The sequence below is a fragment of the Variovorax sp. ISS6 genome, from assembly GCF_056523145.1.
The window spans coordinates 98,477-109,361 of the sequence record NZ_JAWRZC010000001.1; the positions used below are offsets into that span (position 1 = coordinate 98,477).

At 70.7% G+C, this 10,885-nt stretch carries 11 protein-coding genes; 3 read left to right on the forward strand and 8 right to left on the reverse strand.

Going from position 1 to position 10,885, the window contains the following annotated elements; translation table 11 throughout:
- The first annotated feature begins 20 nt into the window (after positions 1–20).
- Positions 21–674, forward strand: coding sequence for an SIMPL domain-containing protein (locus tag AC1HIL_RS00490; protein WP_479670902.1), 654 nt, complete (start codon positions 21–23; stop codon positions 672–674).
- Here AC1HIL_RS00490 and AC1HIL_RS00495 read toward each other — a convergent pair.
- The 3 genes from AC1HIL_RS00495 to AC1HIL_RS00505 are packed head-to-tail and all read right to left on the reverse strand — an operon-like array spanning position 671 to position 3,343.
- Positions 671–1,486, reverse strand: coding sequence for an ABC transporter permease (locus AC1HIL_RS00495; RefSeq protein WP_479670903.1), 816 nt, complete (start codon positions 1,484–1,486; stop codon positions 671–673). The two genes, AC1HIL_RS00490 and AC1HIL_RS00495, sit on opposite strands and share 4 nt — an antisense overlap.
- A 7-nt stretch (positions 1,487–1,493) precedes the next feature.
- Positions 1,494–2,339 (reverse strand): ABC transporter permease, encoded by an 846-nt coding sequence (locus tag AC1HIL_RS00500; RefSeq protein WP_479670904.1) that lies wholly within the window; start codon positions 2,337–2,339, stop codon positions 1,494–1,496.
- Complete coding sequence (locus AC1HIL_RS00505; protein WP_479670905.1) at positions 2,336–3,343, reverse strand: ABC transporter ATP-binding protein; 1,008 nt, start codon at positions 3,341–3,343, stop codon at positions 2,336–2,338. Before AC1HIL_RS00505 ends, AC1HIL_RS00500 begins: the two co-directional genes overlap by 4 nt.
- Positions 3,344–3,459: 116 nt before the next feature.
- Here AC1HIL_RS00505 and AC1HIL_RS00510 point away from each other — a divergent pair, with 116 nt between their 5' ends.
- Complete coding sequence (locus AC1HIL_RS00510) at positions 3,460–4,302, forward strand: HAD-IIB family hydrolase (RefSeq protein ID WP_479670906.1); 843 nt, start codon at positions 3,460–3,462, stop codon at positions 4,300–4,302.
- Here the strand turns inward: AC1HIL_RS00510 and AC1HIL_RS00515 are convergent.
- Positions 4,299–5,552, reverse strand: coding sequence for an MFS transporter (locus AC1HIL_RS00515; RefSeq protein WP_057590737.1), 1,254 nt, complete (start codon positions 5,550–5,552; stop codon positions 4,299–4,301). The two genes, AC1HIL_RS00510 and AC1HIL_RS00515, sit on opposite strands and share 4 nt — an antisense overlap.
- A 109-nt stretch (positions 5,553–5,661) precedes the next feature.
- Between AC1HIL_RS00515 and AC1HIL_RS00520 the strand changes: the two genes are divergently transcribed.
- Complete coding sequence (locus AC1HIL_RS00520) at positions 5,662–6,255, forward strand: TetR/AcrR family transcriptional regulator (RefSeq protein WP_479670907.1); 594 nt, start codon at positions 5,662–5,664, stop codon at positions 6,253–6,255.
- Between the two features lie 7 nt (positions 6,256–6,262).
- Here the strand turns inward: AC1HIL_RS00520 and AC1HIL_RS00525 are convergent, their stop codons facing one another.
- The 4 genes from AC1HIL_RS00525 to AC1HIL_RS00540 form a co-directional block, all read right to left on the reverse strand.
- Positions 6,263–7,342, reverse strand: coding sequence for a Fic family protein (locus AC1HIL_RS00525; protein ID WP_296727544.1), 1,080 nt, complete (start codon positions 7,340–7,342; stop codon positions 6,263–6,265).
- Between the two features lie 147 nt (positions 7,343–7,489).
- The gene (locus AC1HIL_RS00530; protein ID WP_057590734.1) at positions 7,490–8,464 is read right to left on the reverse strand and encodes a tripartite tricarboxylate transporter substrate binding protein; all 975 of its coding nucleotides are present in this window, start codon (positions 8,462–8,464) and stop codon (positions 7,490–7,492) included.
- A gap of 103 nt (positions 8,465–8,567) precedes the next feature.
- A complete protein-coding gene (locus AC1HIL_RS00535; RefSeq protein ID WP_479670908.1) occupies positions 8,568–9,608 on the reverse strand; it encodes a histone deacetylase family protein in 1,041 nt (346 codons plus the stop codon).
- A 43-nt stretch (positions 9,609–9,651) separates the two neighbouring features.
- Positions 9,652–10,701 (reverse strand): ornithine cyclodeaminase, encoded by a 1,050-nt coding sequence (locus AC1HIL_RS00540; protein ID WP_479670909.1) that lies wholly within the window; start codon positions 10,699–10,701, stop codon positions 9,652–9,654.
- Positions 10,702–10,885 lie beyond the last annotated feature (184 nt).

Genomic DNA, 10,885 nt, shown 5'->3' on the forward strand with positions numbered 1-10,885 from the left:
GCGCCAACCAGGAGAACCCGATGGACACCTACATCGAAGTCGCCGGCCAGGGCGACATCGCCGAGACCGTGGTCGAGCAGCGCGCCGCGCTCACGCTCACCGTGAAGGCCTCGAAGGCGGAAGCGGCCTTCGAGGAGGCGACCCGGCTGCGCAACGACACCATCCGCGCGCTCAAGGCCGCGGGCCTCGGCTCCGACGAGATCAGCGAGGGCGGCCGCGACACCTGGCAGCCGTGGTACCGCCGCAAGAGCGCGGGGCAGGAGGTCTCGCACCGCGTGCTGCTGCGCTGCCGCGACACGCAACGCCTGTACCTCGCGATCGATGCGCTGCAGCCGCTGTTCGAGAACGCGCGCCATTCGCTCTCGGTCGACATGCTGCAGCCGCGCTTCGACGCCTCGGCCGAGGCCGAATCGGCGGCGCGCGCGGCCGCGATCCAGCAGGCGCGCGCCCGGGCGCAGGTGATCGCGCGCGAGGCCGGCGTGTCGCTCGGCTCGGTGGCGCAGGTCGAGGAACTCGGCGCCGATGCCGAACGCACGGGTTCCTATGGCGACTACGGCTTCGCGATGGCCGCGGCCGCGCCGCTGTCCGCCTCCGCGGCCGACGACTTCGAAGCGATCGACGGTGCCTCGCGCGTGCGCCGGCTGCGCTTTCGCGTGCGTTTCCTGATCAGCTAGCTGCCCGTCGAGGCGTAGTGCCTCAAGCCGAGCCCCCAGACGCGGAACGCCAGCGCGAGGAACACGAAGCCCGCCAGCGGCGACACCCAGCCCACCCAGTGCGGAGCGCCGAGCGGATCGGGCCGCCCGAGGATCAGCAGCGCGGGGTAATAGGCCACGCAGGCCAGCGGCACCGCGAAGGTGAGGAGGCGCCGGAACCAGCGCGCGTAGAGCGCGAGCGGGTACTGCGCCGCCTGCACGCCGCCGTAGGTCAGCACGTTGGCGATCTCCAGGCTCTCGACGGTCCAGAAGGCCAGCGTGCCCTGCAGCACCAGGATGCCGAGGAACAGCGCCACGCCGCCGGCCAGCGCGAACAGCGCGACGGCCACGGCCTCGGGCGTCCAGGCGATGCCGGCCTGCGCGGTCGCGAAGCCGATCACCGCCAGCCCCTGCAGCAGCCGGCCCATGCGGCTGATGCGGAAGTCGTGGCCCATGAGCTGCAGCGCGAGCGGACGCGGGCGCAGCAGCAGGCGGTCGAAGGCGCCGCTGCGCAGGAACTCGGTGCCCAGCACGTCGAAGCCGCGGCCCAGGGCATCGGCCAGCGCGAACATGCAGTTGACCAGGCCATAGAACAGCGCGACCTCGCCGAGGGTCCAGCCGCGCACCTCGCCGAAGCGGTGGAACATGGCCCAGACCGCGACCACCTCGATGCCGGTGACGAGGAACTGGCCCACCGTGAGCATCAGCGCCGAGGCCGGGTAGCGCGCCTGCGCGCCGACCGAGGCCCTCACCAGCCGCAGGAACAGCGCGATCGATCCCGGGGACCTGCTCATGTCGCGCTCACCCGCCCTGCACCTGCAGCCGGCGCATGGTGCGCACCAGCAGCCAGCGGCCGGTGACCACCAGCAGCGCGATCCAGAAGCATTGCAGCGCCAGCCCGAGCAGCGCGTCGGCGCCACGCAGCTGGCCGAAGTACAGGCGCGCGGGAATGTCCATCAGCCCGGCCAGCGGCTGCACCAGCAGCGCGGTCTGCCAGGCATCGGGCAGCAGCGCGAGCGGCAGCAGGTTGCCCGACAGCACGATCACCAGCGGCGCCGACAGCGCGTTGATGCCGCGCTCGTTGAGCGCCGACAAGGTCGCGACGTTGAGCAGCATCACCATCGCGGTCGACAGCGCCAGGCCCAGCCCCATCGACAGCGCGAAGGCCAGCGCGGCCGCCACGCCCACCGGCGGCTGCCAGGCCCAGGCGCCGAGCCCCAGCAGCGGCAGCGCGACGGCGGCGAAGCCCAGCATCAGCGCCGCGCGCGGCAGCAGGCGCGCGGCGATCCAGCCCGCGCTGCGCGCATACCAGAGCGCATAGGCATCGACCGGCCGCAGCCGGTCGTAGGCCACCGAACCTGTGCGCACCGACTGCGCCACCTCGGGATCGACCAGCCAGGGCATCAGCACCAGCAGGCCCTGCGCGAGCCAGGTGTAGGTGATGGCGTGCTCGAGCGTCATCGGCGCCTGCGCGGCGGCCGAGGCACCGCCGTAGAAGGCCGCGAACACCATCACCTTGATGCCGCCCCACCAGCACTGCGTGCCGAAGCCCGCGAGCGCGGCGGTGCGGTACTGCAGCATCTGCAGAAAGCGCGAGGCGAAGGCCGCGGTGTAGGGGCGCGCGACCTCGCGCCATCCTTCCTTCATGCGTCGGCCGCTCCATGCATCGCATAGAAGCGCGCGATCACGGCCTCGATCGCCAGCCCCTCGAGCCGGATGTCCTCCACCGCATGCTCGGCCGCGATGCGCGCGATCAAGGCCGGCGCGGAGACGGCCGCGGGATCGAAGTCGAGCACCAGCGTGCGGCCGTCGCGCGCGTTCACGCGCACGCCGGGCCAGTGGGTGCCGAGGTCGTCGGGCAATTGCGCTTCCTGCGCGAAATCGACCACCAGCCGGCGCTCGGCCAGCACCTGCGCGCGCAGCGCCTCGACCGGGCTGTCGGCCAGCACGCGGCCATGGCCGATCACGATCACGCGCCGCGCGAGCGCCTCGATGTCGTGCATGTCGTGCGTGGTCAGGAGCACCGTGGTGCCGCGCTCGCGGTTGGCGCGGCGCACGAAGTCGCGCACCGCGAGCTTCGAGGGCGCGTCGAGGCCGATGGTGGGCTCGTCGAGGAACAGGATCTCGGGTTCGTGCAGCAGCGCGGCCGCAATCTCGGCGCGCATGCGCTGGCCCAGCGAGAGCTGGCGCACCGGCTGGTCGAGCACGCCCGCGAGGCTCAGCAGCGCGACCAGCTCGTCGCGCGTGCGGCGGTAGCGCTCGCGGTCGACGCGGTAGATGTCGCGCAGCAGGTCGAAGCCCTCGCCCACCGGCAGGTCCCACCACAGCTGGGTGCGCTGGCCGAACACCACGCCGATGCGGCCCACGTGGCGCTCGCGGTCGGCGAAGGGATCGCGCCCGTCGATGCGCACGCTGCCGCCATCGGGCCGCAGGATGCCCGAGAGGATCTTGATGGTGGTGGACTTGCCCGCGCCGTTGGGACCGATGAAGCCCAGCAGCTCGCCGCGCTCGAGCGCGAAGGACACGCCCGCGAGCGCCTCGACCGTGCGATGGCGGCGATGCAGCAGGCCGCGCACGGCACCGAGCACGCCGGGGTCGCGCTCGGCGATGCGGTAGGTCTTGAGGAGGCGGTCGACGACGATCTGGGACATGGGCGGGCCGCGCCGGGGCGGTCTGCGCGACCGGCCGGCGGGGGCGGGATGCTACACGAAAGCGCGGCGCGCGCGGCCACCGGTACGATCCGCGCTCCTGCCGTGCCTCGTCCGCCATGTCCTCCTCCACCGCGTCTTCTTCCCTCCCCGCCTCGCCCGACCGCCTGCTGCCGCTGGGCCAGTGGCCCGCCACCGCGCGCGCCACGCTCGCGGGCGTGTTCACCGACATCGACGACACGCTGACCACCGAGGGCGCGATCACCGCCGATGCACTCGCCGCGCTCGGCGCGCTGCGCGCGGCCGGGCTGCACGTGGTGGCGATCAGCGGCCGGCCCGTGGGCTGGAGCGAGCCCTTCGTCAACGCCTGGCCGGTCGATGCGATCGTGGCCGAGAACGGCGCGGTGGCGCTGCTGCCGCTGTCCGGCGGCGGCATCGCCAAGCGCTACCAGCAGGACGCGCCCACGCGTGCCGCCAACTACCGGCGCATGCAGGCGGTGCTCGCGCGCATCGAGGCGGAAATTCCAGGCGCCGGCCGCGCCACCGACTCGCCGGGCCGCGAGACCGACATCGCGATCGACCACAGCGAGTTCGCACGGCTCGACGAGGCCACCATCGCGCGCGTGGTGGCGCTGATGCGCGGCGAGGGCATGCATGCCACCGTGAGCAGCATCCACGTCAACGGCTGGTACGGCGGCAACGACAAGCTCGAGGGCGCGCGCTGGATCGTGCGCGAACTCTGGGGCCGCCGGCTCGACGACGAGATGGCGCGCTGGGCCTACGTGGGCGACTCGACCAACGACCAGCTGATGTTCCGCCGCTTCGCGCACAGCATCGGCGTGGCGAACGTCGCGCGCTTCGTGCCGCAGCTCGAGTTCCTGCCGCACTACGTGACGCGCGGCGAGCGTGGCGCGGGTTTCAGCGAGGCGGTGGCAGCAATCCTCGCGGCGCGACCGAACTAAGGCGCGGCACGCCGGCGCAGCGGCGCCCATTGGTTCCAGGTGCCCACGGCCGCGACCAGCAGCAGCACGCCCGCGTAGCCCTCGACCGTCGCGAGCAGCCCCAGCGGCGCGACCAGGAAGCCCGCGAGCATCGCCGGCAGGCTGAAGGCCAGGTAGCTCACCACGAAGATCGCCGCGAACAGTTCGCCGCGCTCGTGCGACTGGGCCAGCGGCGCGAGCGTCTGCACCAGCGCCGAGAAGGCGCCGCCGAAGCCGATGCCGGCCACCGCCGTGCCGACGAAGAACAGCGCCAGCGAACGCGTGGCGAGCGCCGCCAGCAGCAGCACCAGCCCGAGCGCCAGGCTGGCCATGCCGAGGATCGCCGGGCGCGGCGCCGCGAAGCGGCCCAGCAGCGTGGGCGCCGCGGCACCCACGCCCGACAGCACCGCGATCGTGAGGCCGTTGACCACACCGCTGTCGATGCCGAACACGTGGTGCATCAGCGAAGGCGCGAGCGACAGGAACAAGCCGCCGAGCGCCCACACCGCGACGAACACCGGCAGCCCGCGCGCGAACTCGGCGCGTGCCCGCACCGGTATCGACACCCGCGGCACCAGCGAGGCCAGCGCGCCGGCACGCGGCGTCACCGTCTCGGGCATCCACAGCACCAGCGCCGCGCCGAACGCGAACACCAGCGCCAGCACGCCGAACACCCACGTCACCGGCTGCCCGGTCCAGCGCACCGCCATGCCCGTGAGCAGCGCGCCCAGCGCCAGCCCCGCGAGCGGCGACACGCTGGTGATCAACGCCCCCAGCCGCTTCTTCGCGGCCGGCGCCGCCTCGACCACGGCCGCGCTCAGCGCGCCGCTCGCGATGCCGGTCGCCACGCCCTGTACCACGCGCGCGAGGATCAGCCCGCCGATATCGCCCGCCAGCAGGAACAACCCCATCGCCACCGCCTGCAGCACCAGCGCCGCGAGCACCACCGGGCGGCGGCCGATGTGGTCGGACAGCGAGCCGGCCACCAGCAGCGAGATCAGCAGCGCGATGGCGTAGATCGCGAACGCCACCGTCAGCATCGAGGACGAGAAGCCCCAGGCGTGCTGGAACACCACGAACAGCGGCGAGGGTGCGGCCGCCGCGAAGAAGAAGGCGAACAGCACCGCCGCCAGCAGCGGGAAGGCCAGGGCCGCGGGCATGCGCCGCGGCGCCGCGCGGACAGGGGCGGCGGCGGTACCGGGGCGGCTTGCGAGGTCGGGGCATTGGGACACGGTGAACTCCTTGGCGCGAAACGGCTCTTAACGCACAAATCTTTGCGTTTGCGATTCTAGGCCTCCTCCGCTGTTAAAGCAAATATCTTTGCGTTAAAGTCGATTCACTATGAACACCGCCGTCACGCCCGCCGTTCCTTCTTCTTCCGCCAGGCGCCCGGGCGGGCGCAGCGCGCAGGTGCAGGCGCAGGTGCGGGCCGCGCTCGAGGCACTGGTCGCCGAACAGGGCCGGGAGCGCGTCACCGTACCGGCCGTGGCCGAACGCGCGGGCGTCAGCGCCTCCAGCATCTACCGCCGCTGGGGCGATCTTTCCGGCCTGCTGGCCGAGACCGCCACCCACCGCCTCGACCCCGACCGCCCGCTGCCGGACACCGGCACGCTGCGCGCCGACCTCGAGGCCTGGGCGCGCGAACTCATCGAGCACCTGGCCAAGCCGTGCAACACCTCGCTCTTGAAGGCCGCGGCCGCGCTGGCCAACGGCGACGAGGACACCGACTGCCTGCGCAACCGCCGCCGCGAGGCCCTGGCCCTGGTCGAGCAGGCGCGCGCGCGCGGCGAGGCCACGCCGACGGCCGAACAGGTGATCGATCACCTGATCGCGCCGATCGTGTTCCGGCTGGTGTTCGGGGGGGAGCCGGTGCGCGTGGAACTGGCGCAGCGGCTGGTGGGGGAATTGTTCGCGCTGGGCACACCCAAGGAGTGAACACCGCTCAGGGAGCTCCGTCCGCGGCCCCCAGAAGGATCGACGTGAGCGCCAAGTTCACGTAGTAGTTGCTTCGCCCCATCTTCTGCTTCGCCACGAAGCCTCCTTCGACCAGGGAATCGAGGTACTTGGTCGCCGTCAGGCGCGACACCTGCAGATCGCGTTGCACGAAATCGATCTTCGTGTAGGGATGGGTGAACAGGTTGTTGATGAGGTCCTGGCTGTAGAACTTGTAGCCGGCACGAATGCGGTGCTTGTAGTCGCCCAGGGCAGCCTTGATCGCATTGACCGTCACGATCGCCTGCCCCGCGGTCTGTTCCACGGCTTCGAGCAGGTACAGCACCCATGCTTCCCAAGTGTCCTGGTCGCGCACGGTTTGCAGCAACCGGTAGTAGTCCGGCTTGGTCCGCACAATGTGGCTGCTCAGGTACAGCACGGGAATATCGAGCAGTCCTTCCTTCACGAGATAGAGCACGTTGAGGATCCGACCGGTGCGTCCGTTGCCGTCGTAGAACGGATGGATGCTCTCGAACTGGTGGTGGATCAAGGCCATCTTGATCAACGGATCGGCGTCGAACGCATCGGGATCGTTGATGAACCGCTCTAGACCGCGCATCAGGTCGACGATCTCCGCGGGATCTTGGGGCGGCATGTAGACGACGCGACCCGCGCCATCCTTCAATGCGGTGCCTGGCAACTTCCGAAACCCCGCGCTGTTGCGCTCCAGCTCGGACTGGATCGCAACGACGTGATTGGCCGTGATGAGACCGGTGGTGCGCACCTGCTCGAAACCCACGCGCAACGCCTGCCGGTAACGCAACACCTCCTTGGCCGCCGGGTTGGCGAAAGCCTCGGGCAGCACGTCGTCCTTGAAGAGCTCGTCGTGCGTGGTGATGATGTTCTCGATCTCCGAACTGTCCTTGGCTTCCTGCAGGCCCAGGGTGTTGATCAAGATGCCCTGGTCGGGGATCGCCGCGGCGATTCCCTTGAGTTCGGCCAGCTTTCGACTGCTGGCGGCGAGTTGCCTGAGGATGGCGGGCGTTTCGAAGCGCCTGGCATCGAGCCGATCGAGCGAAGGAAGTGGCACGGAGGGGCCTCCTTGAACATGCATAGAAATCGCCGCTTTCTAGACATGTTAGGCGAGACATGTATAGAAAATGTCAATTTTCTATACACGTCTGCTCCTCATGCCAAGAAATGCGCCATTTCCTTTGCATGAGGCGCCGAGCCCGCCTCACTTCTCCTTCGCCAACCCCAGCTTCTCGATCAGCACCTTCTCCCGCGCCACCGTGTCCTGCGCAAACTTCGTGTACTGCGCCGAGCTCATGTAGTCGGGCAGCATGTCGTAGCGACCCAGCGCGGCGACATAGCTCGGCTCCTCCATCGCCTGCTTGAAGGCGTCGTGCAGCTTCTTCACCACCTCGGGCGGCGTGCCCTTGGGCGCGCCGATGCCGAAGGGCGAGTTCTGCACGATGTCGTAGCCCAGCTCCTTGAGCGTGGGCGCGTCGGGGAACTTGGCCAGGCGCTTCTCGCCCCAGGTGTTGAGCACGCGCAGCTTGCCGGCCTCGACCTGCGGCGCGAAGCCAGTGCTGTCGGCCGCCGCCATGAGCTGGCCGCTCACCACGGCGAGCATCAGGTCGGCGCTGCCCTTGTAGGGCACGTGCTGCAGCTCGATGCCGGCCTTCTGCGCGACCAGTTCGGTGGTCAGGTGCGGGCTGGTCAGGGTGCCGGTGGAGCCGTAGGTCAGCTTGCCGGGATTGGCCTTGGCATAGGCGACGAAGTCGGCCCAGGTCTTGAACGGGCTGTTCGCGGGCACGACGATGCCGAAGGCATAGCCGGTCACGTTGATGACGTAGTTGATGTCCTTGAGCGGATCCCAGTTGATCTTGGTGGTGTAGCCGAGGCGGAACACGCCGAGCGGGATCTGGGCGATGGTGTAGCCGTCGGCCTGCGAGGTCTGCAGCGCCTGCGCGGGCAGGGTGCCGCCGGCGCCGGGCTTGTTGTCGACGATCACGGGCTGGCCGAGGATGCGGCTCGCGTTGTCGGCGAGCTGGCGCATGGTGATGTCGGTGGGGCCGCCCGCGGGGAAGGCGATCACCAGCTTGACCGGCTTGGCGGGAAAGGCCTGCTGCGCGAAGGCGGCCAGGGGCGCGGCGAAACCGCAGGCGGCGAGCGCGGCGGCGCGAAGGAAGGTGTGGCGGCGGAGCATGGCGGCAGGGGTCTCGGCTGAATTTGAAAGAGCGCGATTGGGCCCCGACGATCGGCACGAGACAACCGGGGCAGCCCTGATTTCCTCAAGGCCGCAAGGACATTCAGGCCTGCTCGAAGCCCTCGAGCACGTTCACCGCGTTGACACCCACCTCGGCCACCGCATAGCCGCCCTCGAACACGAACACCGTCGGCAGGCCCGCGCGCGCGAGGTCCTCGCCCATGCGCAGGTAGTCGTCGCTGCGCAGCCTGAAGCCCGAGATCGGATCGCCCTCGAAGGTGTCGACGCCGAGCGAGACCACGAGCGCGCCGGCCTTCACCTCGGCGATGCGCGCGAGCGCGCTCGTCAGCGCCGCGCGCCAGCCCACGAACTCGGTGCCGCGCGGCAGCGGCAGGTTGTGGTTGAAGCCCAGCCCCGCGCCGGTGCCGCGCTCGTCGGCATGACCGAGGTAGTAGGGATAGTCAGTGACGGGATCGGCATGCAGGCTCGCGAAATGCACGTCGTCGCGCGCATAGAAGATGGCCTGGGTGCCGTTGCCGTGGTGGTAGTCGACGTCGAGCACGGCCACGCGTTCGATGCCCGCGTCGCGCAGCGCCTGCGCGGCCACGGCGGCGTTGTTGAGGAAGCAGTAGCCACCGAAGAAGTCGGCGCCCGCATGGTGGCCCGGCGGCCGGGTCAGCGCGAAGGCGGCGCGCTCGCCGCCGAGCACGCGCTGCGCGGCCGTGAAGGCGCAGGCCGCGCCATGGCGCGCGGCGGCCCAGCTGCCGGCCGTCAGCGGCGTGCCGGCATCGAAGCCGAAGAGGCCCAGGCGCGCGGGAAAGCTCGCGGGCAGCACGTCGGTGCGCATGCCGCGCGTGGGCCAGTATGAGGGCAGCGCGTCGCGCCCGGCATTGGCGGGATCGAGCGCCACCCATTCGTCCCAGGCGCCGGCGATGAAGTCGAGGTAGCGCGGCGCATGCACCTTGGCGAGCAGTGCGTCGGGCAACGCATCGGGTGCGAGCAGCGGGCCGAGCGCGCGGCGCTCGACCTCGGCCTTCACGTGGTCGGCGCGTGCCGGCACCTCGAAGCACGGCACGAGCTCGCCGCGGAACATCTCGACTTTGCCCTGGTGCAGTGCGTGCCGGTCGTTGTAGATGGTGAGCATGGAACGGGGTCGGCGGCGGGCGCCGTGGCTGGACAGCCGCCCATCATGCCGCACGCCGCAGCACGGCCCGGCGCCGGCCCGCGGCCGTGAGCCCGAACAGGTCCTTGGGATCGTCGAGCTCGGGCACCAGCGCGATCTGCCGGCCCACGCCGCGCTCGATGGCGAGCTGGTGGATGTAGCGCAGCGCGGTGTAGTCCTCGAGCGCGAAGCCGACCGAATCGAACACCGTGACCTGGTCCGGCCGCTCGCGGCCCGGCACCTCGCCGAGCAGCACCTTCCAGAGCTCGTGCACCGGGAAGTCGGCCGCCAGCTGCTGGATCTCGCCCTCGACGCGGGTCTGCGGCTCGTACTCCACGAACACGCGCGCGCCGCGCAGCACCTCGGGGTCGAGCTCGGTCTTGCCGGGCGAATCGCCGCCCACCGCGTTGATGTGCATGCCGGGCTCGATCATCCCGGGCTCGAACACCGTCGCATGGCCCTGGTAGGCGGTGACGGTGGTCACGATGTCGGCGCCGCGCACCGCCTCGGCCACCGAATGCGCGCGCACGATCGCCATCGGCGAGCAGGCCGAGAGATGGCGCACCAGCTTGTCGGTGGCATGCGGGTCGATGTCGAACACGCGCACCTCCTCGATGCCCAGCAGCGCATGGAAGGCCAGCGCCTGGAACTCGCTCTGCGAGCCGTTGCCGATCAGCGCCAGGCTGCGCGAGCCGGGCCGCGCGAGCACGCGCGCGGCCATGGCGGAGGTGGCGGCGGTACGCAATGCGGTGGTGAGGGTGAGCTCGGACAGCAGCACCGGGTAGCCGGTGTCGACCTCGGCGAGCACGCCGAAGGCCATGACGGTGGGCAGCCCGACCGCGGTGTTGTGCGGATGGCCATTGACGTACTTGAAGGCATAGGCGCCGTCGTCGGCCACCGGCATCAGCTCGATCACGCCGAGGTGCGAATGGCTGGCCACGCGGGCCTTCTTGTCGAACTCGCGCCAGCGCAGGAAGTCGTCGCGCAGCGCGTCGGCCAGGGCCGTGAGGAACTGCGGCACGCCGGTCTCATCGACCAGGCGGACCAGGCTGTGGACATCGATGAAGCGGGTCATGGCATGGCTCCTTGCGAGCCCCGGCCGGCGCCGCACCCGATCCGTTCCACCATGGCGGGTCCAGGATGTGCGCCTGCGCCAAGGGTTCGAGGCCATTCTGCGCCGCACGCGCGGCCGCGGCGAGGCCTGGGGCCCCGACCGCGTCGAGCGCAGGGGCAAGCCCCCGCGCCCGACGGTTCGGGGC